The organism is Streptomyces sp. NPDC055189, from assembly GCF_053606765.1.
In genome coordinates this window covers 29,845-52,251 of the sequence record NZ_JBSGSG010000012.1, presented here as the reverse complement: position 1 = coordinate 52,251, position 22,407 = coordinate 29,845, and the positions used below count along the sequence as shown (strand labels likewise).

The 22,407-nt window shown below is 67.8% G+C and carries 27 protein-coding genes; 18 read left to right on the top strand and 9 right to left on the bottom strand.

Features of this window, described 5'->3' with window-relative positions; all coding sequences use genetic code 11:
* Positions 1-146: 146 nt before the first annotated feature.
* Positions 147-572, top strand: a complete 426-nt coding sequence (locus ACWFR3_RS11775; protein ID WP_453734407.1) for a hypothetical protein — start codon at positions 147-149, stop codon at positions 570-572.
* A gap of 69 nt (positions 573-641) precedes the next feature.
* Here the strand turns inward: ACWFR3_RS11775 and ACWFR3_RS11770 are convergent, their stop codons facing one another.
* The 4 genes from ACWFR3_RS11770 to ACWFR3_RS11755 all read right to left on the bottom strand — a co-directional run bounded on the left by ACWFR3_RS11770 (position 642) and on the right by ACWFR3_RS11755 (position 4,610).
* A complete protein-coding gene (locus ACWFR3_RS11770) occupies positions 642-1,256 on the bottom strand; it encodes a hypothetical protein (protein ID WP_453734406.1) in 615 nt (204 codons plus the stop codon).
* Between the two features lie 118 nt (positions 1,257-1,374).
* Entirely contained in the window at positions 1,375-1,881 is a 507-nt protein-coding gene (locus ACWFR3_RS11765) for a hypothetical protein (RefSeq protein WP_453734405.1), read from the bottom strand.
* Between the two features lie 179 nt (positions 1,882-2,060).
* The gene (locus ACWFR3_RS11760; protein ID WP_453734404.1) at positions 2,061-2,903 is read right to left on the bottom strand and encodes a DUF4328 domain-containing protein; all 843 of its coding nucleotides are present in this window, start codon (positions 2,901-2,903) and stop codon (positions 2,061-2,063) included.
* Positions 2,904-3,002: 99 nt separating this feature from the next.
* A complete protein-coding gene (locus ACWFR3_RS11755) occupies positions 3,003-4,610 on the bottom strand; it encodes a beta-N-acetylhexosaminidase (protein ID WP_453734509.1) in 1,608 nt (535 codons plus the stop codon).
* A 322-nt stretch (positions 4,611-4,932) separates the two neighbouring features.
* On the opposite strand from ACWFR3_RS11755, the gene ACWFR3_RS11750 reads away from it, so the two are divergent.
* The 5 genes from ACWFR3_RS11750 (at position 4,933) to ACWFR3_RS11730 (ending at position 9,025) form a co-directional block, all read left to right on the top strand.
* A complete protein-coding gene (locus ACWFR3_RS11750; RefSeq protein ID WP_453734403.1) occupies positions 4,933-5,463 on the top strand; it encodes a 2-oxo-4-hydroxy-4-carboxy-5-ureidoimidazoline decarboxylase in 531 nt (176 codons plus the stop codon).
* Positions 5,464-5,612: 149 nt separating this feature from the next.
* Positions 5,613-5,993, top strand: a complete 381-nt coding sequence (sdhC, locus tag ACWFR3_RS11745; RefSeq protein ID WP_283779093.1) for a succinate dehydrogenase, cytochrome b556 subunit — start codon at positions 5,613-5,615, stop codon at positions 5,991-5,993.
* Positions 5,994-6,001: 8 nt separating this feature from the next.
* Positions 6,002-6,484 carry a succinate dehydrogenase hydrophobic membrane anchor subunit gene (locus tag ACWFR3_RS11740; RefSeq protein WP_453734402.1) on the top strand — a complete coding sequence of 161 codons (483 nt, stop codon included), beginning with the start codon at positions 6,002-6,004 and terminating at the stop codon, positions 6,482-6,484.
* Between the two features lie 16 nt (positions 6,485-6,500).
* Positions 6,501-8,255, top strand: a complete 1,755-nt coding sequence (gene sdhA, locus ACWFR3_RS11735; protein ID WP_453734401.1) for a succinate dehydrogenase flavoprotein subunit — start codon at positions 6,501-6,503, stop codon at positions 8,253-8,255.
* Positions 8,255-9,025: a succinate dehydrogenase iron-sulfur subunit gene (locus ACWFR3_RS11730; RefSeq protein ID WP_453734400.1), complete on the top strand. Its 771-nt coding sequence runs from the start codon at positions 8,255-8,257 to the stop codon at positions 9,023-9,025. The genes sdhA and ACWFR3_RS11730 overlap by 1 nt, the downstream gene beginning before the upstream one ends.
* 87 nt (positions 9,026-9,112) lie before the next feature.
* Here ACWFR3_RS11730 and ACWFR3_RS11725 read toward each other — a convergent pair whose 3' ends face one another.
* Both ACWFR3_RS11725 and ACWFR3_RS11720 read right to left on the bottom strand, forming a co-directional pair.
* Complete coding sequence (locus ACWFR3_RS11725; protein ID WP_453734399.1) at positions 9,113-9,739, bottom strand: Uma2 family endonuclease; 627 nt, start codon at positions 9,737-9,739, stop codon at positions 9,113-9,115.
* Positions 9,740-9,803: 64 nt separating this feature from the next.
* A complete protein-coding gene (locus ACWFR3_RS11720) occupies positions 9,804-10,292 on the bottom strand; it encodes an ATP-binding protein (RefSeq protein ID WP_453734398.1) in 489 nt (162 codons plus the stop codon).
* A 225-nt stretch (positions 10,293-10,517) separates the two neighbouring features.
* Here ACWFR3_RS11720 and ACWFR3_RS11715 point away from each other — a divergent pair, with 225 nt between their 5' ends.
* From ACWFR3_RS11715 to ACWFR3_RS11670, 10 genes are all read left to right on the top strand, one after another.
* The gene (locus ACWFR3_RS11715) at positions 10,518-11,369 is read left to right on the top strand and encodes a helix-turn-helix domain-containing protein (protein ID WP_453734397.1); all 852 of its coding nucleotides are present in this window, start codon (positions 10,518-10,520) and stop codon (positions 11,367-11,369) included.
* Positions 11,370-11,380: 11 nt separating this feature from the next.
* Positions 11,381-11,578 (top strand): DUF397 domain-containing protein, encoded by a 198-nt coding sequence (locus ACWFR3_RS11710; RefSeq protein ID WP_453734396.1) that lies wholly within the window; start codon positions 11,381-11,383, stop codon positions 11,576-11,578.
* Positions 11,579-11,597: 19 nt separating this feature from the next.
* Entirely contained in the window at positions 11,598-11,795 is a 198-nt protein-coding gene (locus ACWFR3_RS11705; protein ID WP_453734395.1) for a DUF397 domain-containing protein, read from the top strand.
* Between the two features lie 57 nt (positions 11,796-11,852).
* Complete coding sequence (locus ACWFR3_RS11700; RefSeq protein ID WP_453734394.1) at positions 11,853-12,503, top strand: hypothetical protein; 651 nt, start codon at positions 11,853-11,855, stop codon at positions 12,501-12,503.
* A gap of 252 nt (positions 12,504-12,755) precedes the next feature.
* Complete coding sequence (locus tag ACWFR3_RS11695) at positions 12,756-13,406, top strand: hypothetical protein (RefSeq protein ID WP_453734393.1); 651 nt, start codon at positions 12,756-12,758, stop codon at positions 13,404-13,406.
* Between the two features lie 38 nt (positions 13,407-13,444).
* The gene (locus ACWFR3_RS11690; RefSeq protein ID WP_453734508.1) at positions 13,445-14,458 is read left to right on the top strand and encodes a hypothetical protein; all 1,014 of its coding nucleotides are present in this window, start codon (positions 13,445-13,447) and stop codon (positions 14,456-14,458) included.
* A gap of 132 nt (positions 14,459-14,590) precedes the next feature.
* A complete protein-coding gene (locus ACWFR3_RS11685) occupies positions 14,591-15,088 on the top strand; it encodes an Imm50 family immunity protein (protein ID WP_453734392.1) in 498 nt (165 codons plus the stop codon).
* Positions 15,075-15,482, top strand: coding sequence for an Imm50 family immunity protein (locus tag ACWFR3_RS11680; RefSeq protein ID WP_453734391.1), 408 nt, complete (start codon positions 15,075-15,077; stop codon positions 15,480-15,482). The genes ACWFR3_RS11685 and ACWFR3_RS11680 overlap by 14 nt, the downstream gene beginning before the upstream one ends.
* 72 nt (positions 15,483-15,554) lie before the next feature.
* Positions 15,555-15,827 carry a CPCC family cysteine-rich protein gene (locus ACWFR3_RS11675; protein WP_453734390.1) on the top strand — a complete coding sequence of 91 codons (273 nt, stop codon included), beginning with the start codon at positions 15,555-15,557 and terminating at the stop codon, positions 15,825-15,827.
* A 100-nt stretch (positions 15,828-15,927) separates the two neighbouring features.
* The gene (locus ACWFR3_RS11670; RefSeq protein WP_453734389.1) at positions 15,928-16,413 is read left to right on the top strand and encodes a VOC family protein; all 486 of its coding nucleotides are present in this window, start codon (positions 15,928-15,930) and stop codon (positions 16,411-16,413) included.
* 28 nt (positions 16,414-16,441) lie between these two features.
* On the opposite strand, the gene ACWFR3_RS11665 is transcribed toward ACWFR3_RS11670, so the two are convergent.
* A complete protein-coding gene (locus ACWFR3_RS11665; protein ID WP_453734388.1) occupies positions 16,442-17,002 on the bottom strand; it encodes a MarR family winged helix-turn-helix transcriptional regulator in 561 nt (186 codons plus the stop codon).
* Between the two features lie 78 nt (positions 17,003-17,080).
* Between ACWFR3_RS11665 and ACWFR3_RS11660 the strand changes: the two genes are divergently transcribed.
* Positions 17,081-18,355 carry an MFS transporter gene (locus tag ACWFR3_RS11660; protein ID WP_453734387.1) on the top strand — a complete coding sequence of 425 codons (1,275 nt, stop codon included), beginning with the start codon at positions 17,081-17,083 and terminating at the stop codon, positions 18,353-18,355.
* Here ACWFR3_RS11660 and ACWFR3_RS11655 read toward each other — a convergent pair.
* On the bottom strand, positions 18,295-18,738 hold the full coding sequence (locus ACWFR3_RS11655; protein WP_453734386.1) for an Lrp/AsnC family transcriptional regulator: 444 nt from the start codon (positions 18,736-18,738) through the stop codon (positions 18,295-18,297). The two genes, ACWFR3_RS11660 and ACWFR3_RS11655, sit on opposite strands and share 61 nt — an antisense overlap.
* Positions 18,739-18,906: 168 nt before the next feature.
* Here ACWFR3_RS11655 and ACWFR3_RS11650 point away from each other — a divergent pair, with 168 nt between their 5' ends.
* Complete coding sequence (locus tag ACWFR3_RS11650; RefSeq protein WP_453734385.1) at positions 18,907-19,830, top strand: SMP-30/gluconolactonase/LRE family protein; 924 nt, start codon at positions 18,907-18,909, stop codon at positions 19,828-19,830.
* 28 nt (positions 19,831-19,858) lie between these two features.
* Here the strand turns inward: ACWFR3_RS11650 and ACWFR3_RS11645 are convergent, their stop codons facing one another.
* Positions 19,859-22,330: an MMPL family transporter gene (locus ACWFR3_RS11645; RefSeq protein ID WP_453734507.1), complete on the bottom strand. Its 2,472-nt coding sequence runs from the start codon at positions 22,328-22,330 to the stop codon at positions 19,859-19,861.
* Between the last annotated feature and the right edge of the window lie 77 nt (positions 22,331-22,407).

Below are 22,407 nucleotides of genomic sequence, written 5' to 3'. Positions count from 1 at the left end.
ATCGGTGATCCATCGCCAGCAGTCGAGCAATTCGACAGGCGATAAGTCCGGTATCTTCCCGCCCTGGTGAAAGCCCGCGAAGGTGTTGTATAACCGACCGGATTTGCACGGCCAGCACTGGCCGGAATCACCTATGGGGTGGGGAAATGAACACTGAATACAAGACTGTCGGTGAGATTTCGAACCGCCGCGTTGTCGCCGTGGGCGCGGCGCTGCTCGGTGTCTTCTGCACGGCGTTCGCCGCATGGGGCCTGCTCGGCGATGACGAGCCGGAGCAGCGTCCGGTGCCGACCGCCTCGGTGACCTACGACATCACCGGCACGGGCATCGCCAGCGTCTCGTATCTGGCGCGGAGCACGGAGGGCAGCGCCACCGTCGAGAAGGGGGTCGAACTCCCGTGGCGGAAGACGGTGCGCGTGCCGCTCGGCAAGGACCCGGCCGTCAGCATCCAGCTCGGAAAGAAGGGCGGCGAGGCGAGCTGCGCTCTGGCGATCCGGGGCGAACACAAGCAGCGGGCCACCGCGTTCGGCTCGTACGGGCGGGCCACCTGCACTGCCGATTCCCCCGGGTAATGCCCGCGCAAAGCACGCGCAATGCGGGAGGGGCGGGATGAATCCCGGGGTCCTGCGGCTGAGCCTCCGCTAAACCCGACTCCCCCGAACCCGCCGCGAAACAACGGCCCGCAGCACCCGCCGCCCCTCGGTGGAAACGTCAAGCACCTGGCGCAAACCCCCGGCACCCGTACCCATACCCGTGCCCGTGCCCGAATCGGCGAGGAGTTCCAGGATGCGCGTCTGGCGCCTCAACTCCGCGGCCACCAGCGGCGACATTCCCGCCGTGCGCCCCTCACGCCTCGCGTTCACCGACGACGGCAGCCGGGTGCCGATGTCCGGCACGGGGTCAAGCAGACGGTGGATCTGCAGCGCCGCGACCGAGCAGGCGTCGGCCCATTCCCGGAGTTCGGCGGCCGTACGCCGGGAGGGTGCGGCGCCGAGCATGCGGTAGGCGAGGGTCATCGCCTCGTCCGCGGAGGAGTCCTCCAGGATGTCCGCGCCGCCCAGCGTCACCCGCGCCTCCGCGAGCGCCACGTCCCAGGCCCTGTCCTCCGCGAGGCTCCCCCACAGCGGGCGCAGTACATCGTCACCGCCGCCGAGCAGCGGAACGCACCGGTCGAGACAGGCGAGCCCGCTCGCCGCCAGACCCCTCTCGTCGGCGTCGGCTATCAGCTCGACCAGACTCGGACTCGGGCCGCCCATGGTGTACACCTTCCGTTGCGGACAGTGCAGGTGGTGCAGGTATTGCAGGTGGTGCAGGTGGTGCGAGTGGTGCAGGTGACATCGCACGTCCCCTACTGCGCCCGGGCCGCCCGGAACGTCACTGCGGCACCACGCCGAGCCGGCCCAGGAAGCGGAAGAAGAGCTCCTCCGCCGACGGCTCGGCCGCGGCGTTAAGTACGTCGAGGAGCGGCCCCGCCGTCACCGTGCTGCCCGCCTCCGCCGCCCACGTCACCGCCCGGTCCGCCGCGTCGCGGGGCTCCAGGAAGTAGTCGTCCAGGCTCAGGCCGTCGTCGCCGAGGTATCCGTTCATCGCCTCACGGGCCAGACACGTCGTCCACACGCCGCTCTCCGGGGCCGCCGCCTCGACGACCACGCAGTCGCTGTTCATGACATATCCGAAGAGAGCGGGCGAACCTGTCTCCAGAGCAAGGGTGTTCATGCTGCCGACGTCGCGCGTGCCGTCGCCGCCCGGCACCTCCCACACCTGCCAGCCGTCGTCGCGCTGCACGAGGAGACTGAGCTCTTCCCGCACTCCCGCAACTGCCGCGAGCTCCACGAGCGGCCGCTCGCTCCTGCCCACGACGTAATAGCCCCAGTACCCCATGCTCGCGTCTCCCCGTGTACTCGACTCTGCTCAACCGCGCCAGACGGCCGCACTGCGCTCGACGGCCGTGCAAGACAACCGCGGTCGGCTTTGGCCGAATACACCACAGATGTAAGCAAGTTCGCCACCAGTTCACGGCCAAAAAGCCGAAAACGGAACTCGTGGCCCTCTCAAGCCGCTTAGGCCGAAACGTGCCCGCCCGTCAGCGGACCCGACCTCGCCTTAGCGTCCTGCATCCGCGTCAGACGCAGTACGACGAGGATCGCAAGCACCGCGGCCGCGATGTCGATGACGTCCGCGAGCATCAGCGCGGAGATCGCCCCGTCGATCTCCTCGGCCTCCTCCGCTTCCCAGTACTGCATCGACGCCCACCGGCCCACGAGGATGCCCGCCACCCACAGCGTCCACCAGCCGTTGACCAGCGGATGCCTGGCGCGCCCCGAGGCATCGCCGAGGGTCAGCGTCCGGTCGAGGGCCACCTGGCGATCGCCGCTCGCGTCCCAGATGTCCAAGGCGATCCGCCGCGGGAACCACAGGTTCACGATCGGCACGAACCAGCTGCCCACCGTCCAGCCGCGCGTCTTGCTGTGGATGTGCGGCTCGAACACCTCGGCGTTCACGCGGACGCGGTAGAACCAGCAGAGGAAGACCACGCAGGTGGCCACGAGCGCGGCGGTCTGCAGCCAGCTGGAGACGGCGTACAGCGTGTCGGCCCGCTCGGCCTCCCGGACCAGGTCCGCCGACCCGTACCCCGCCCCGTAGTCCGCGCCGAGGAGATCCTTCATCACGCCCTGGACGACCGAGCCCGCCCACAACGAGTACAGGTCGGCGGCTATGACGACGCCGAGCAGCGCGACGGTCGCCCGGCCGAGTGCGACCGGCGAGCGGAGCCAGGCGGGGTGCCCGTCGGACATATATCCGGGGCGGGGCGGCGGCTGCGAGTGCGCGGCCGCCACGACGCAGATGCCGCAGAGACCGTCCGACGTCGTCGCCGTATTGAACTGACATTCCGTGCACAGCATGGCTGAGCAACCCCCCACGGGTTCATCGGAAAAAGGCAGATTGAGGCAAATGCAGAGGCCGCCCGCGTCCCTCCCCAGGGCGCCGGCGGCCTCCGGAACCTATCCCACCTGATCGGCAAGCTTCACGAATTCTCCCCAGGAGGGGCCCGGCGTACGTGAGTCCCACAGCTTCTGGACCGTCGCCCGCAGCGGCATCCGGACCCCCTGCGCCACCTGCTCCTGCGTCTGCGAATTGGCCAGGTCGCACCAGACCGCGAAGGAGCCGCCGAGGATCTGGTCGTCGTACTCCGCGCTCACCGGCTTCGTCCCGCGGATCACGCGCGGGGTCCACTGCTCGTAGATCCGCTGCCCGGTGGGATAGCGGAAGGTGTTGGGCTGGCCGAGGACGTAGTAGAGGTACTCGTCGTTGTAATTGACGACATTGCGGCCCTCCTTCAGGTACTCGACCGGCTCCCTCGCCCCGATCTCCTTGCCCGTCCAGTACGCGACTTCGAGATCGTCGTCGGCCTTCTCGACGCCGCCGCGGAAGAACCCGTCGTTCCACGCCTTGAGCCCGCGCTCGTAGGGGCGCATGGTCTCGGCCCTGTCGTTGAGCCAGCCGGTCGCGAGGTCCTGGATACGGGCGCCGGACCCGTATTTCTCGCGGGCCGCGGATGCCAGCTGCGGATAGCTGGCCTCGGGGTTGCTGACCGTGAGGGCCTGGTACTCGTCGGCGCCGAGATGCCAGTAGCGGCCGGGGAAGAGGTCCGCGTACTCCTCCAGGAGGTCGTCGATGATCTCCGCCGCCTGCGGCTTCGAGATGTCGACCGCGCCGCGCGAGGCGACGCCACGGGTGTCGCGGAGCTGGAGCGAGGGGTGCGCGGCGATGACCGCTCCGAGGTGGCCCGGCGAGTCGATCTCGGGCACGACGGTGATGTGGCGGCTGGCCGCGAGCTTGAGGATGCCGCGGACCTGCGCCTTGCTGAGGTGGTCGCGCGAGACGATCTCGGGGTGCGAGTCCGACTCGATGCGGAAGGACTGGTCGTCGGAGAAGTGCAGGCCGAGCTGGTTGTACTTGAGGTCGCCGATCTCCCGGATGCGGTCCTCGATCCACTTCGCGTCGAAGTGCTTGCGCGCGATGTCCATCATGAAACCGCGCTGCGGCTTGGCGGGACGGTCGCGTACGACGCCTTCGGGCGCGGTCCGGTCGCCGTGCACCTCCTGCTTCAGGGTGCGGGTCCCGTAGAAGACGCCCGCCTCCTCGGGGGCGCTGATCTTCACTCGCTGCCCCTTCACGGAGAGGGTGTACGACTCGTCCCTGCCCCCGGAGGCGTCGGCCTTCTCCGGGGTGAGTGCGAGTTCGACGTCGCCCTTGCGGGGGTCGGCGTCACCGGCGTACTTGAGCTTCAGCTCACCGGCGAGCAGCTTGCCCTCGTCCGCGAGATCGTCGTCACCGACGACCACACGCCCGCCGTCCTTCGGCTTCCACCCCGGCCCGCGTGCCGCCTTGTGCTCGCGTACGGCGGGGATGGTGGAGGGGGGCTTGGAGAGGGCGTACGACTTCGAGGGGCTCGGCGAGGCGGCGGACTTGCTCTCGGAGGGCGCCGCCGTACCGGCGGATGGCGCCCCGTCACCGCCGTCCCCGCCGTCCGGCCAGACGGCCACGGTCAGGGCGACTGCCCCGGCGGCGACGGCTGCGGCGGCCCCGAGGGCGATACGGCGGGGGATCACCGGTTGCCGCCCCGGGGCCGGTCGAACGCAGCCGGGCGAAGGGGCGGGTGGGCGCTGCGAACGGAGGAGCGGGCACCGTGAACGGGCCAGTGGGACCTACGGGCATCAAGCGGATGGGCGCTACGGACATCAAGCAGGTGGGCGCTACGGACATCAGCAGTCAGAGCCGGCATCCGCCCACGGTAAAGCGGAGCCCACGACCGTCCCGTCCACCACGCGAAGCGAAACTCTCCCATCCGGGTGATATTTAACGCATCCGTCCGACACGCGTCACCTCACCTCGCTAGCGTTACGACAAAACCCCCACAGCCCCCAGTCGATGCCCCCTGCCCAGGAGCCCCCGCTGCCCACGCACAGTTCGCCGCCCGTCCCGGAGCAACTGAACGCCGCAGAGCCCGGCGCCGCCGAAGCCGCGCTGCTCACCTGCTGCGGCAGTCACCTCTGGGCCCGCCGCCTCGTCGCCCACCGGCCGTACCCCGATCTGGACGCCCTGCTCGCCGCGTCCGACGAAGCGGCGTACGACCTCCCCCTCGCGGACCTCGCCGAGGCCCTGGCCTGCGAACCTCTGCGTCCGGTGCTCCCCCGGCAGGGCACCTACAGCGCGGCCCATACCGCCCTGCGGGCCGCCCACGCCGCGTACGAGAGCCGGTTCGGCCACGTCTTCGTGATCTGTCTGGACGACGTCCCGCCGAGCCAGGCCCTGGACCATCTGCTCGCCGGAATCCGGGCCCGGCTCGCCAATGACCCGGAGGAAGAGCGGGTCCTGGCGACCGAGGAACTGCGGAAGCTGGCGCGCGGACGACTCACCCGACTGGTGCACGACCTGAATAGCCCGTACGTGCCTGTTTGATTGCCTGTTTGATCACACCTGGCTACCCCGCGCGAGCGAACCGACAACTCGTCGATACGATGACGAGCGGCCGGTGGACCGTACCCGGCCGGGCCCGTCCGACCACCCAAGCCGGCTGGCCCCAATCCCCGCTCCCGGAGGGTTCTGCCGTGCCGGCTGGAACGCTGTACCGCGGCCGGGAAGGAATGTGGTCCTGGGTGGCTCACCGAGTCACCGGCGTCCTCATCTTCTTCTTCCTGTTCGTGCATGTGCTGGACACCGCTCTCGTCCGCGTCTCCCCGGAGGCGTACGACGATGTCGTCAGCACCTACAAGACGCCCCTCGTCGCACTCCTCGAGTACGGCCTGGTCGCCGCCATCCTCTTCCACGCCCTGAACGGCCTGCGTGTCATCGCCGTCGACTTCTGGTCGAAGGGCCCGCGCTTCCAGAAGCAGATGCTCTGGACCGTCGTGGGCATCTGGGTCGTCCTGATGGTGGGGGCGCTCTACCCGGTCCTCGGCCACGCCGTCCGCGAAGTCTTCGGGAGCTGACGCCAGACATGTCCGACACCACGCTCGAGAAGTCCGGAGTGGGTCCCGTCGAAGGCGCCTCGCTCTACGACGCCGACAACCCGGCCCCCCTCATCGAGGCCCCGCGCAAGCGCACCTCCAAGACCCCGCGCTCGACCCGCGGCAACTTCGAGATGGCCGCATGGCTCTTCATGCGCCTGTCCGGCGTCGTCCTCGTCGTCCTGGTCATCGGCCACCTGCTGATCCAGCTGGTGCTCGACGGCGGCGTGAGCAAGATCGGCTTCGCGTTCGTCGCGGGTCGCTGGGCCTCGCCGTTCTGGCAGGTCTGGGATCTGCTGATGCTGTGGCTCGCGATGCTGCACGGGGCCAACGGCCTGCGCACGGTCATCAACGACTACGCGGAGCGCGCCAACACGCGCCTGTGGCTCAAGGGCCTGCTGTACACCGCCACGGTGTTCACCATCCTTCTGGGCACGCTGGTGATCTTCACCTTCGACCCGAACATCCGCTAAAGCCGAGGCGAACCCAGTGAAGATTCACAAGTACGACACTGTCATCGTCGGCGCCGGCGGCGCGGGCATGCGCGCGGCCATCGAGTCGACGAAGCGCAGCCGCACCGCGGTCCTGACGAAGCTCTACCCGACCCGCTCCCACACGGGCGCGGCGCAGGGCGGCATGGCCGCCGCGCTCGCCAACGTGGAGGAGGACAACTGGGAGTGGCACACCTTCGACACGATCAAGGGCGGCGACTACCTGGTCGACCAGGACGCCGCCGAGATCCTGGCGAAGGAGGCCATCGACGCGGTCCTCGACCTCGAGAAGATGGGCCTGCCGTTCGGCCGTACGCCCAAGGGTGAGATCGACCAGCGCCGTTTCGGCGGTCACTCCCGCAACCACGGCGAGGCTCCTGTCCGCCGTGCCTGCTACTCGGGCGACCGCACCGGCCACATGATCCTCCAGACGCTCTACCAGAACTGCATCAAGGAGGGCGTGGAGTTCTTCAACGAGTTCTACGTCCTGGACCAGCTCCTGGTGGAGGTCGACGGCGTCAAGAAGAGCGCGGGCGTCGTCGCCTACGAACTGGCGACCGGCGAGATCCACATCTTCCAGGCGAAGGCCGTGGTCTACGCGTCGGGCGGCACCGGCAAGTTCTTCAAGGTGACGTCGAACGCGCACACGCTCACCGGTGACGGCCAGGCGGCCTGCTACCGACGCGGTCTGCCGCTGGAGGACATGGAGTTCTTCCAGTTCCACCCGACCGGCATCTGGCGCATGGGCATCCTTCTTACGGAAGGCGCCCGTGGTGAGGGCGGCATCCTCCGTAACAAGGACGGCGAGCGCTTCATGGAGAAGTACGCGCCGGTCATGAAGGACCTCGCGTCCCGTGACGTCGTGTCCCGCTCCATCTACACGGAGATCCGGGAGGGCCGCGGCTGCGGTCCCGAGGGCGACCACGTGTACCTGGACCTGACGCACCTCCCGCCGGAGCAGCTGGACGCCAAGCTCCCGGACATCACGGAGTTCGCGCGCACGTACCTCGGCATCGAGCCCTACACGGACCCGATCCCGATCCAGCCGACCGCGCACTACGCCATGGGCGGCATCCCGACGAACGTCGAGGGTGAGGTCCTCTCGGACAACACCACGGTCGTTCCGGGCCTGTACGCGGCGGGCGAGGTGGCCTGCGTCTCGGTGCACGGCGCCAACCGCCTGGGCACCAACTCGCTCCTGGACATCAACGTCTTCGGCCGTCGCGCGGGTATCGCCGCGGCGGAGTACTCGGCGAAGAACGACTTCGTCGAGCTCCCGGAGAACGCCGAGGAGCTCGTCGTGGCCCAGGTCGAGCGCCTGCGCGGTGCCTCGGGCAACGAGCGGGTCGCCGAGCTCCGCAAGGAGCTGCAGGAGACCATGGACGCCAACGTCATGGTGTTCCGTACGGAGCAGACGATCAAGACGGCGGTGGAGAAGATCGCGGAGCTCCGCGAGCGCTACCTCAACGTCTCGATCCAGGACAAGGGCCGGCGCTTCAACACCGACCTCCTGGAGGCCATCGAGCTGGGCAACCTGCTCGACCTGGCCGAGGTCATGGCGCAGTCGGCCCTGGCCCGCAAGGAGTCGCGCGGCGGTCACTACCGCGAGGACTTCCCGAACCGCGACGACGTCAACTTCATGCGCCACACCATGGCGTACCGCGAGGTAGGCGACGACGGCGCCGAGTCGATCCGGCTCGACTACAAGCCGGTCGTGCAGACCCGCTACCAGCCGATGGAGCGTAAGTACTGATGGCAACCCCGACCCTCGACAAGGAAGACGCCAAGCCCGAGGCCGGCTTCGCCGACTCCCCGTACATCACGGTCACCTTCCGCATCCGCCGCTTCAACCCCGAGGTCTCGGCGGACGCGACGTGGGAAGACTTCGAGATCGAGATCGACCCCAAGGAGCGTGTCCTCGACGCCCTCCACAAGATCAAGTGGGACATGGACGGGACGCTGACCTTCCGTCGCTCCTGCGCCCACGGCATCTGCGGCTCGGATGCCATGCGCATCAACGGCCGCAACCGCCTGGCCTGCAAGACCCTGATCAAGGACTTGAACCCCTCCAAGCCGATCTCGGTCGAGCCGATCAAGGGTCTGACGGTCCTGAAGGACCTGGTCGTCGACATGGACCCGTTCTTCCAGGCGTACCGCGACGTGATGCCGTTCCTGGTCACGTCGGGCAACGAGCCGACGCGCGAACGCCTCCAGTCCCCGGAGGACCGCGAGCGCTTCGACGACACCACGAAGTGCATCCTGTGCGCGGCGTGCACGTCCTCGTGCCCGGTCTTCTGGAACGACGGCCAGTACTTCGGCCCGGCCGCGATCGTCAACGCGCACCGCTTCATCTTCGACTCGCGTGACGAGGCGGGCGAGCAGCGCCTGGAGATCCTGAACGACAAGGACGGCGTGTGGCGCTGCCGCACGACGTTCAACTGCACGGACGCGTGCCCGCGTGGCATTGAGGTCACGAAGGCGATCCAGGAAGTGAAGCGGGCGCTGATCACGCGCCGCTTCTGATTTTCTCGCATTCGTCTGTACGTTGACGTGGGCCCCGCTCCTGGTTTCGCACCGGGGGCGGGGCCTTCGCCGTCAGGGCTTTCGCCGTCAGGGCCTCGGCCGCCCGGGGCGGCGGTCGACGGCGGTGAGGTCGATCTCGACGTCGAAGGGCGAGGAGACCTTGAGCCGGTCGTGGAAGATGCCGATCAGTCCGTAGGCCTTCGTGGCCGGGTCGAGTTCGAAGACGTAGACGACCGGGAGCCCTTTTTCCTCGTCCTGCTCGACACGCCAGAAGTGCGGGACGCCTGCCTCCGCGTACTTGCGGGGCTTGACCTCACGGTCGCGCTCGCGGGAGTCGGGGGAGACGACTTCGATGGCGAGGAGGATGTCCTCAGGCTCGTACCAAGTCTGCTGGGGTCCGGTGTTCGCCTCGACCGCGAAAACGAGGACGTCCGGCTCCGGCCGGTTCTTCGCATCCAATCTGACGGCCATCTCGCGCATCACATCGAGGTGCGGCGGTGCTTGCTCCAACAGGCTGTTCTCCAGAAGACGCATACAGCGTCCGTGGAAGGCGGTCTGCGGACTCATGAAGACGAGACTCCCGTCGATCAACTCCGTGTGCGGCGGGAGGCCCGGAATCCGGTCGAGGTCGTCAGCGGTCCAGCCCTCGGCGGGCGGGATCGGCCAGCGGTACGCCGACTCGTCCTCGAGCCCGTTCCCGGATGCGGCGCTCATGATTGCTCCCATGCGACGGAGTCTCGCGTTGCGCCTCAGCGTACCGAGCGGGAATCCCGGGGCCTCACTCATTCGAGTACGGGGCGCGCCACTCCGCCCAGACCTCCTTGCCGCCGGTGGCGCGGAGCCCGTTGACCAGTAGGTAATGCCCCCAGTCGTCGGCGCAGCTGCGAAGAAGCCAGAGGCCGCGCCCGCGTTCGGCATCGACGTCACTGATGCCCGGGGGCTGCGACGGCGGCAGCTGCGGGCTGCTGTCCCAGACGCTGAGGCGGAGTCTGCTCCGGGTGCGGGCGAGACGTACGGCGACGGAATCCCTCGTACAGGCGAGGGAGTTGGTCACCAGCTCCGAGACGACGAGCTGGACGTTGTCGAGGACGGCGGGGTGTACGCGGTAGCGGCTGAGAACGGCGCGCACGTGGGCCCGGACGATGCCGGGGCCGAGGGGGGTGTGGGGGATGCGGAGGGCGTACTCCCAGTCTCCGTCTCCGTGGTCGCCGTCGCCTTCGTCGGCGGGCGGGGTGGTGGCTTGCTTCAGCAGGGCGATTTTGGGCATGGCCGTAACTCCTCTTTGAGGTACGGGGGTTGGGTGGAATTGAACAGCGCCGGGGGTGGCTCTGCCGCCGCCCCCTTGCAGGCGCAGCGGTGCACTTCCAGAAACCCAGCGACACGGTGGGTAGTTGACTTAGCACTCACCGTAGAGCAGTGCGGTACCTGTAGTCCACCATTTCAGGTAACTACATGCCCCGCGATAGGTTGCGACCAAGGAAAGGCGGGAGACATGGCGATGCGAGCTGCCCCCACGGCACGCCAGCGGCGGCTGGGTCACGAACTGCGCAGACTCCGCGAACAGGCGGGCCTCTCGGCAACCGAAGCCGGTTCACTCTTCGGCGTGGGCCAGTCCCGCGTCAGCAACATCGAACTCGGCCGCATCGGTGTCAGCTCCGAGCGAGTGCGTACCTTCGCCCATAACTACGACTGCTCGGACACGACGCTCATTGACTCGCTCGCAGCGATGGCAGAGGGCCGCGTCCGGAACTGGTGGGACGAGTACCGCGACAGGCTCCCGGCCGGACTCCAGGATCTTGCCGAGTTGGAGCATCACGCATCCGCCCTGCGTACCGCGCAGACCACGCACCTCCCAGGCCTGCTCCAGACCGTGGACTACGCGCGGCTCATCTTCCGCCAGAGCATCCCCGAACTCCCTCCGCACGAGGTCGAGTACCGGGTCTCTCATCGCATCAAGCGGCAGGGCGTTCTCTATGACGGCACCCCACTCCCGTACACGGCGATCATCCATGAAGCTGCCCTGCGCATGCGATTCGGCGGACCCGAAGTAACCCGCGAACAGCTCAAGCACATCGTCGACTCAGGCGAGAGGGGCAACATCACCATCCGAGTGATCCCTTTCGAAGCCGGCATCTTTCCTGGAGCGGGGCAGACGATTGTGTTCGCCGAGGGCCCAGTGCCTCGACTGGACACGGTTCAACTCGACACCGAGCATGGGTTCGTGCTCGTACATACGGACGCGGCACTGCTGAAGTACCGCACGGTCCTGGACCGGATGGAAGCCATGTCCCTCGCGCCCATGGAGTCCCACGACTTCATCGGCGCGATCATCGCAAGCCTCTGAAAGGTTCCGAAGTGAGCGCCCTCAACTGGCAGAAGTCGTCTTACAGCAGCGAGGGAAGCAACTGCGTCGAACTCGCCGCCACCCCGGACAGCACCCTGCACCTCCGGGAGTCCGACGACCCAGCTGTCATCGTCAAACTGCGGGCCGCCGCACTCAGCTCTCTCTTGGGAGCGATACGCCGAGGGACCCTGGAAGACCACAAGGCATAGGAGCCGACGAGGAGCCCACATGACCTCCCTCAACTGGCAGAAGTCCTCCTACAGCAGCGAGGCCAGCAACTGCGTCGAACTCGCCGTCACCCCGGAGAAGACGACGCGGCTACGCGAATCCGACGAGCCGGCCATCACCCTGACCCTGCACACCGCTTCCCTCACGTCCCTCTTGAGGGCGATACGCCAAGGAGCCTTCGAAAGCGGCCACGCATAGCCGCAGGGATAGCGTGGGTTCACTCGCATTACCCCCCACCCCAAACGGGAGCCCAGAGTGAACCGCCCCGCCCGTCTCATGGCGTCCGCGATTGTCGCGTCCGCTGCGCTGCTACTGACCGCGTGCGGTTCGGGCGGCAGCGACGACGATGCCACCCCGAACCCCAAGGGGGCGGGCGACGGGGCCAAGGAGGCGGCGGCACCCTCCGACGTAACGTCGCAGCCGGACGAGTCCAAGCGGCGGCCGGAGATCAAGCTGCCCAAGTCCTTCCAGGTCGACTTCGCGGGCTGGAAGAACAGCGACCCGGAGCTGCAGGCCATCCTGGACGACGGCAAGGAGCAACTCCTCGCCTCGTACTCCGCGATCATCAAGCGGGACCCGCAGTACGACGGCTTCACCTTCTACAACACCAGTGACGCGCTGCGTACCGGAACTACATGGATCAAGCAGTTCACGGACGACAATGAGACCCTGATCGGCAAGGGGCGCGTCTACCACCCGCAGCCGCGCATCAGCCCCGACGGCTCCGGAACGCTCTTTTACTGCGTCGACGAGAGCAAGGCTTCCACCAAGCACCGCAAGACCGGAGAAATAACTACAACCCCGGCCAAGACGGCCTTGGTGCTGTACCGGACCAAGCTGAGCAAGGCCGACGAGGGTGTCTGGAAGACCACGACGGTCCAGACGGAGCCGGGAGCCTGCAAGTGAGGCGGCCGCTCGTGCCGCAGTGATGGGTTTTCCTGGTGGGCTGGCGTAGAGCCACGACAGGCCGGCAATCGACCGGGCCCCGTTCCCTTTTGGGAGCGGGGCCCGCCGCTTTTCGCGCTGCCTGCTTCAAAGCGCCTCGGTATCCGGTTGGTGCCCGCAAGGACCGCGCGGATAACGTGTGTTCAATTGCAACTTCCCCCACGTATGCACACGAGTACACGCACGCACCACCACCCCACGGGAGAGTCCAGAGTGAACCGCCGCCCCATCCGGCTCCTGACGGCCGCGATCACCGCGTCCGCGGCCCTGCTGTTGACCGCGTGTGGATCGGGGGGCGGCGACAAGGACTCCTCGGACAAGATCGAGGGGGCGGGTGACGGGGGCTCCAAGGCTTCCGCGAGCCCTTCGGCGAAGCCGGGCGGGGCGAAGCGGCCGGAGGTGGAGCTGCCGGGCTCGTTCAGGGCCGACTTCGCCGGGTGGAAGAACAGTGACCCGAAGAAGCAGGCGATCATGGATGACGGCAGGGAGCGCCTGAAGGCGGAGTACCTGGCCATCATCGACTCGGACCCGCAGTCCAAGGCAGTGAGTTTCTACAACTCGCAGCAGGCGTTGACTTCGTCCAGGGCGTACATCAAGGGGTACGTGGACAACAATCACGACCTGATCGGCAAGGCCAGGGTCTTCAACCCGCAGGTGAGCATCTCGGACACCGGCGGCGGGGTGCTCTTCTACTGCGTGGACGAGAGCAAGGGTTACACCCTCGACCGCAAGACCAAGGAAAAGACGGGCACCCCCGACGACGTGAACCCGGTCCTCCAGTACCGCACCACCTTGGAGAAGACGACCGACGGCGTCTGGAGCACCGTGTCGCTCCAGACGGTGCGCGGGGGTTGCGACAAGTGATCTTGCCGCTGAAGAGGTCTCTTCCCGTACTCACCACATTGGTGTTCACTCTCGGTGCCTGCCCTACGGCAGCGCACGCGTTCGGCGAGGACAACGACCACACGCCGCCCGGCCCGTCCGGCGGCGCCTCCGGCAACTCGCTCAATGCCGGGGCCACGGCCACGAGCGTGACGGTCGAGCAGGTCGCCGGCGGAAAGTCGGGCACAGCCGGCAAGGGTCTCGCTCCGGTGGACCCGAACTGGAAGCCCCCGGCCTGCTGGTACGAGCCGGTGGCGACGTCCAAGCAGGTGAAGGCCGCGACGGACCAGCTCAAGAAGACCCCGAACGAGAACCTGGTCCCGGTCACGCCCTCGCTGAGTTGGGGCCAGCAGCTGATGGTGGACACCTTCGAGAAGGACAAGTCGCCCAGCGACGGCATCAAGAGCTACAAGAACTTCAACCTCGGCAAGGACGGCAAGTTCTGGCGCGGCGTCGTCAACCCGGACATGGAGGACGATCCGGAGGCGTACAACTGCCAGGAGATCCTCTTCTGGCAGGACGCCGGTGCCCTCCCGAAGATCGCCAATGCGCCCACGCCCAAGGTCCTCGCCTCTTACGCGTACGACAAGGTCAAGGTCCCCGACACCAAGGTCGAGCTGAAGCCGGAAGCCACGACCTGGGTCTGGCTGGACAAGGGCAAGTTCGAGGACGTCAAGGTTCGTGCGGAGTTGCCCGGTACGGGGCTGTGGGCAGAGACCACCGCCAAGCCCGTCGCCCTCCACCTGGAACCCGGCACGGGCGACGCGACGACCTTCCCGGCCTCGGGCGACTGCAAGATCAACGACGACGGCAGCATCGGCACTCCGTACACGAGGGGCTCCTCGAAGCAGGACCCGCCGTGCGGCATCGCCTACCTGCGCTCCACCAACGGCACCCCGTTCCAGATGAAGGCCTCCCTGACCTGGGAAATCACCTGGCAGGGCTCAGGCGGAACCGGCGGCGACCTCCCGAACGGGACCTTCGACGGGACACAGGCCGTCGAGGTCGAGGAAGTCCAGTCCATCAACCGATAGACGACAACACAACACAGACGGGGGTTGCGGCATGGCGGGGAATCGTCCGGCGGATTTTCATGTCGTGACTCAAGGGAATGGCGGGCGACGCCCTGTCCGCGTACATCCCTGGCCGCGAGGAACGCTACTGCAATGACCTGGAATAGCTTTCTCGCGGATCAGGAAATGCTGACGCGTCTTTACTGCGATATTCCGCCACTGCAAGAAGTCAGACTGAGGTCCGTCGACTTGGACTGGCGCGGGCCCGGTGCAACTCTGCGGATCGACCTCCCACGCTTTCCCGACTCACCGCCCCAAGAATGGATCGGGGAAGACCTTGACGCCCTCCAATGCCACCTGAAGTTCCTGGCGGTGGACGGTCTGTCCCTCAGTAACTGGAATCCCCCAGCGACCGTCTCCATTTCGATCACACCGCAGGCAGAGAGGCGGGTACTGGTTGAGGTGTCCGGAGCATGCGCTCATCTAGAGTTCAGCAGCAGTGACTCTCTCCGGGTGGATCACGTAAGCGCGTTCAGAATCGCACCCGACGGCACGGATAGCGGCCGCCACCTCTTCGTGCGCAAGATTGACGCTCGACTGCACTCCAGTGTCCCCCCGACGCACGTGAGGAATTTCTATGCCAATCCCTGACTGGCCGACCCTCCTCACCTCACCTCATGCGCTGTACGAAATGTACGAGTCTCCACCAGGCTTGAGTTCATGCGACCTGCATTACCTGCACATCGACGAGCGAGGCAGTTCAGTAACACTGGGGTTCGACACCCGACAGCCGCCGTCGCAGCCTCCCGCCGACTGGCAGGAGAAGGGGTGCAACACGTTCGAGTTCTATCTGCTTTTTCTAGACGTAGAAAATCTGCAGGTAAACGGTTGGCGTCATCCATCCTGCAAGACCATCAGGATGACCCTGCTGAGCGACGAGAGGGTCTCTGTATCTGCTGGTCATACCGGAAGCAGCCTTGAATTCAGCGCGTCATCAGTTTCTCTGGCTTCATCACGCGGTTACGCGGCAGCGCCCGACGAGTAGACACGATTTGGTAGGCGACGGCCACCCGCCTTAGTGCGCCGACGACATCACAGCAAGGGCAAGGGGAGTGGCATGGAGGGACAATCCTCTGGTTCAACAGCAAGAATCCCGTGCCCTTGCTGCGGGTTCCGCACCCTCGAATCCCGAGGATGGTTCGAAATCTGCACGGTGTGCGGGTGGGAGGATGCCGGGCAGGACGATCACAACGCCGACGCATACGTCGGGGGGCCAAATCACGTGACCCTGCGCGAAGCCCGCGAGAACTACGCTGCTTTCGGTGCGTCGGAAGAGCGCCGCAGGCAACGCGTGCGGGAACCCCTCCCCGGCGAAGTCCCGAACCCCTGACACGGCCCGGGCGCACCCCAGCGGGTGACACCGGCGTCCATGTGGCGGCCAAACAGCGACGGCACGGTTGGATTCGGGCCGACCGACTTACTCTGACGGAATGTCAGACAACCAGTCGGTCGGCCTGTCCGTTGAGCAGCCCGTTCGTCAATCCGTTGACCAGTCGGCCGGAGAGCCGTCGGCCGAGGCGCAGTCCACCGAGCTGCTCGGGTTCGACAACGTCCTCTTCCCCGTCGGGGACCTCGAAGAAGCCGTCAGTTTCTACGAGCGCGCCGGGTTTCCCGTGACGTATCGGATCGACGAGATCGGGCTCGCGATCCTGAAGGTGGGCAAGGAGACGCCCGGGATTCTGTTGCGGGTGGAGGACGGGGTCGAGCACCGGCCGGTGGCCTGGTCCGCGCCGCGGGTGTGGCTTGAGGTCGGGGACGCGCGGGCTGCCGGGCGGGCCCTTGAGGCCGCCGGGATCGAGCCGCTCGCCCCCGCCTCCTCCGTGGCCACCGGGTGGACCGTCGAGGTCGCCGACCCGTGGGGCAACGTCGTGGGGTTCACCGACTATCGCAAGCGGCCCGAGCTGGCTCGGAGTTAGCCGGGGGGGGGCTTGATCGGGGCGCGCTTCAGCGCCACTGCGCCCCACCGCCCTCCTCCGCCACCACCATGATGCGACGCAACATGTCCGAGAACTGGGCGCGCTCCTCCTTGGGAAGCACTCCGAGGAGGCGGTACTCCTCGTGGCCCAGGACGTCCATCGCGCCCAGCCAGATCGACCGGCCGGACTCCGTAAGCTCCACGTCCACCCGGCGGCGGTCCGCCTTTGACGGCGTGCGCAGGAGCAGGCCGCGGCGCTCCAGGCCTTCCAGGCGGCCGGTTACTGATGCGGGGGCCAGGTCCAGGTCGGCGGCCAGTTCGGAGGGCGTCGCGCGACCGCCTCGGCCCGCCAGTTTGTGCAGGGTGTCGAACTCGTGGCGTTCCAGGTCGAAGTCGACCAGGGACTGTTCGCGGACCCGGCGCAGGTGCACGGTGAGCTTCTTCATGCGGGTGACCGCGCCCTCGACGTCCGGGTCCAGAGCGGGGAGCACCGGGAGCCAGCGCTCCACGTGACCGTCCGTCCAGTCGCGGGGCGGCTCAGTCTCGCTCTCGTTCGCCTTCTCACCCTCGGTCTCGCGCCTCTTCGCCATGCACGCAGCCTACTTCGGAACGCTTCGGTACCTGATATTTCGTTGCCGAATAGTTCGGTGCCGAAATACCATCACCCCATGCTGACGCACCCCTTGCTGCGCAACCGCTCCTTCCGGCTCTTCTTTCTCGGCCGCTCCCTGTCCGTCATCGGTGACGCCGTCATCCCCGCGGCCCTCGCCCTCGCCGTGCTCCGCGCCACCGGCTCCACCTCCGCGCTCGCGCTCGTACTCGGCTGCGCGATAGGTACGAAGCTGTTGTTGCTGCCACTGGGCGGGGTCGTGGGCGATCGGTTCAATGCCCGTACCGTGGCCCTCTCCGCCGATCTGGTGCGGTGCGTGACCCAGCTGTTCGTGGGCGTACAGCTGCTCGGCGGTGATCCCCATCTGTGGCACATCGCCCTCGCCGAAGCGGTCGGCGGGGCCGCGTCCGCATTCGCCATGCCCACCCTGTCGCCGCTCGTCGCGGGCACGGTCGCCACGAAGGACCGGCACGCGGCCAACGCCGCCCTCGGTGTGGTCAACAGCGGTGCCCGCGTCGGCGGCCCCGCCCTCGCCGGGCTGCTGATCTGGGTCGCGGGGCCCGGCTGGGCCTTCGTCCTCGACGCCGCTTCCTTCGCCGTCAGCGCGTGTCTTCTCGCGGCGGTCCGCACGGGGCACGTCCCCGCGGAATCCGCCGCACGCCGCTCCCTGCGCAAAGACCTCGTCGAGGGGTGGCACGAGGTGCGCAGTCGCGACTGGTACTGGACCAGCCTGGTCGCGCACTCCGCCTGGAACGGCGCCGCCGCCGTCCTCATGACGCTCGGGCCCCTCCTCGCCGTCGAGGAACTGGGCGGCGAAGGCACCTGGATTGCCATCCTCCAAGCAGGCGCCGTCGGGCTGCTTGCCGGATCGCTGCTCGCGGGGCGCGCGAGACCGAAGCGTCCGATCCTCGTAGCCAACCTCGGGCTCGCTACGTACGCCCTGCCCCTCGCCCTGCTCGCGGCCGAGGCGCCCGCACCGGCCGTGATCGCCGCGTACGGACTCGCGCAGGCGGGCCTCGGCTTCCTCAGCCCCGTCTGGGAGACCTCGGTGCAGTCGGCGATACCGTCCGGCGTACTGGCCCGTGCCACCTCGTACGACTGGCTGCTCTCACTGGCCGCGATGCCCCTGGCGTACGTTCTCGCGCCGCTGGCGGCGGGCACGTGGGGCACGGCGGTCCCGCTGTGGATCGCGGCGGTCGTGGTCGGTGTCGCGTGTGCGGGGACGGCGGCGGTCCCGGGAGTGCGCCGCTTCGGAGCGAGCCCCGGCGGCCCTCAGCCCACCCCCGGTGACACCGGCCTCTCGAAGAACGTCTCCAGCGAGACCGTCGCCTGAGTCCCGCTCACCCCGCCGATCTCGTACAGCCGCCGCAGCACGTCCTGGAGTTGCTCCGTCGTCCCCGTGCGGACCTTCACCAGGACGCTTGCCGCGCCCGCGATGACGTGCGCCTCCTGGATCTCGGGGATCGCCGCGAAGTCCGCTGATCGGTCCCCCATCCACGCCGTCGAGTCGACCATGACGAAGGCCAGCACGCCTTGGCCCACGGTCGCCGGGTCCACGTCGATCGTCGTGCGGCGGATCACTCCGCGCTCGCGCAGTTTGCGTACCCGCTCGTGAGTCGCGCCCGCCGACAGGCCCACCGCCTTGCCCAGGGTCGCGTACGACTGGGTGGCGTCCTGTTGCAGCAGCGCAAGCAGCTCTCGGTCCGTGTCGTCCATCGGTTGTGCTCCCGTCCTCCACCCGGCCGTCCGGTCACCGGGCCGTCCGGCCATCCGGCCATCCGGTCACTCTTGACGTTAACCATATCTCGTACTGCAATATCCTCGTACTGTCGAATGTGATTCAGTCAGTTACTCGTTTGCTCATTCCGTCAGACAGGGGTCGTCATGCCTTCCCAGAAAGTCCCGACGTCGTACGAGATCCTGGACGACCGCTTCCGCACGGACCGGTGCGCGAGCGGCGACGCCAAACTTGAGGTCCTCTACGACGACTGCCGGTGGGCCGAAGGGCCGCTCTACGTTCCCGCCTGGCGCCAGCTCATCTGGAGCGACATCCCCAACGACCGGCTGCTTCGCTGGGACGAGGCGACCGGCGGCGTGGGCGTCTTCCGTTCGAACGCCGGGTACGTCAACGGCAACACCCTCGACCGCGAGGGCCGTCTGATCTGCTGCGAGCAGGGCAACCGGCGCGTCACCCGCACCGAGCACGACGGCAGCGTCACCGTCATCGCCGACCGCTTCGAGGGCAAGCGGTTCAACAGCCCTAACGACGCCGTGGTCCGTTCGGACGGGTCGGTGTGGTTCTCCGACCCTGACTTCGGCATTACCAGCGACTACGAAGGGTTCCGGGCGCCCGCCGAGATCGGTGGCTGCCACGTCTATCGCATCGATCCCGTCACCGGTGACGTGCGGATCGTCGCCGACGGCTTCGAAGGGCCGAACGGGCTCGTCTTCTCGCCCGACGAGCGGCAGTTGTACGTGTCCGACTCACGTGCCGCCCGGATCCGCGCCTTTGACGTGAGCGATGACGGGACGACCCTGTCGGACGGAACCGTCTTCGCCGAGTCGAAGGACGGCTTCGACAACATCCGCTTCGATGACGGCGGCCGGCTGTGGGCGGCCGCCTTCGGAGACGGGGTGCACTGCTATCACCCCGACGGCACCCTCATCGGGCGCATCACCGTCCCCGAGGCCGTCGCCAACATCGCCTTCGGCGGGCCGAAGAACAACCGGCTCTTCATCGCGGCGACGACCTCGCTCTACTCCCTGGTGATGTCCGTTACGGGGCTGCCGAGGGTCCGAGCCGTCTGATCCGGGCCGTCTGACTCGGACCCGCCGGTTAGTTCACCGCGTCCATCTCGCCCTGCGCCAGCTCCACGTCGTACACCAGCGGTTCGTCCGCGACCATGACGTGCCGCGCGCGGGACGCGTAACCGGGAGCCGTCGCGGCAAGGAGGTACGCGCCCGCCGACGGGGCCGCGACGATGTACGAACCGTCCGCGAGGGAAGTGACGCGGTCCAGTCGGCTGCCTCCCTTGGAGAGGAGGGTCAGGACCGCGCCCTCCACCGGTTCGCCCTCCGCCGTGCGGATGAAACCGTGCACTACGGAGGCGCCGCTTTCGCCCTGGAGCTCCTCCACGCGCGCGTGGGGCACGGGAGTCACCTCAACCGGCCGAACCGGCTCCTCCCGAGCCTCCACCAGCTCCTCCCTCGGCTCCACCGCCAAGTGCGGCAGGCGCTTCTCCAGGCCCGCCGGCAGCCACCAGTTGGAGCGGCCGAGCAGATGCATGGCGGCCGGGACAAGGGCCGTGCGCAGGATGAACGCGTCCAGGGCGACCGCCGCCGCGAGGCCGATGCCCGCCATCGCGCCCTCCATGTCGCCGCTCAGGACGAACGCGGAGAAGACGCAGATCATGATGAGGGCCGCGCAGTTGATGACCCTGCTTGTTTCGGCGAGGCCCACCCTCACCGCGCGGGCGTTGTCCTTGGTGTGCACCCATTCCTCGTGCATGCGGCTCACCAGGAACACCTGGTAGTCCATCGAGAGCCCGAAGAGCAGCGACAGCATGATGACGGGCAGGAAGGCGGTGATGGGGCCCTCCTTGCCGACGCCCAGGAGCTCTGTGCCCCAGCCCCACTGGAAGACCGCCACCAGGACGCCGAAGGACGCCGCCGCCGCGATGAGGTTCATCAGGGCCGCCGTCAGCGGCACCACGAGGGAGCGGAACGCGATCAGGAGCAGGAGGAATCCCAGCGCGATGATCGCGCCTACGAAGTAGGGCAGTCGGTCGCCCGTCACCGCGGCGAAGTCCTTGAAGACGGCGGTGACGCCGCCTACGTGGGCCTCGACACCCGCTTCCGGAATCACCTCTCCCCGTAGACGGTCGATGAGCTGGTCCGTCTCCTCCGACTGCGGGGACGTGGTCGGGACGACGTTGATGACCGAGATGCCGTCCGCGGGCGGCGCCGCCGCCACCGTGGCGACGCCCTCCGTCTCGCGGATGGTCGCCACCAGGCCCCCGGTGTCGGCTTCTTCGGCCACTACTTGGAGCGGGCCGTTGAATCCCGGACCGAATCCGTCGGCCAGCATGTCGTACGCCTGCCGGGTCGTCGTCGACTCCTGGTGGTTGCCCTGATCGGTCGCGCCGAGCCGCAGGGAGAGCAGCGGCAGGGCCAGGAAGGCCATCACGACGAGGGCGAGTGCCGCTATCGAACGCGGTCGCTTCTGGACGTACGAGGACCAGCGCGCCGCGAGGCCGCTCGCCTCGGCGGGCTCCGGCCCCGTCACGGCGAGGCGGCGCCGCTGCCTGCGGCTGAGCACCCTGGGGCCCAGGAGACCGAGGAGCGAGGGCAGCAGGGTGACGGCCGCCAGGACGCTCAGGACCACCGTCAGGGAGGCCGCGATGACCACACCGTCCAGGAAGCGCATGTTCATCACCAGCATCCCGGCGAGCGCGATGCACACCGTGCCGCCCGCGAAGAGCACCGCGCGGCCCGAGGTGTTCAGAGCCTGCACCGCGGAGGCCTCGGGCTCCATGCCGCGCAGGATGCCGCGCCGGTGCCGGGTGACGATGAAGAGCGCGTAGTCGATGCCGACGCCCAGACCGATGAGCGAGCCGAGCAGCGGGGCCACTTCGGGGATGTCCGTGACGTGGCTGAGCAGCATCGTGGACAGCATGCCGAGGCCCACTCCGAAGACGGCGATGACGATCGGCAGGAGCATCGCGAAGAGCGAGCCGAAGGCCAGGAAGAGGACGACGGCAGCGGCGGCGATGCCGACCATCTCGGCGATGCCGGTGGGCGGCTCCTGGATGCGGGTGATCGCCTGGCCGCCCAGTTCGACCTGGAGGCCCGAGCGTTCGGCGCGCTGGGCCGTGTCCACGACGTCCTGGACGAGGTCCTTGGGGACCGAGTTCGCCTCCTCGGCGAAGGTCACCCTGGCGTAGGCGATACGCCCGTTCTCGCTGATCTGCGCCGCGCCCGCCTCCTTGGACGCGTACGGGCTCACGACCTCGCCGACGCCCCTCATGCCGGCGATCTCGTCGAGCGCGGGGCCGATACGCGAACGTACGTCCTCGTCACGGGCCGAAGCGCCCTCGTCGACGCGCCATACGACCGTGTCGGTGTCTCCGGAGCTCTCCGGGAAGGCCTTCGTCATCAGGTCGTACGCGCGCTTGGAATCCGTGTCCGGCAGGGAGAACACATTCGAGTAGTCGGTACCCGCCGAGGTCCCGGCGGCCCCCAGACCGAACAGGGCTCCCAGCCACAGCACAAGGACCACCAGACGGTGCCTAAAGCACCACCGCGCCAATGCCGCCACGATCCACTCCTCCTCCGAGTCGTCAGGGTCGTCAGGTCCCCCGGGTCCATGCGTTCAGGAGCCTCAGC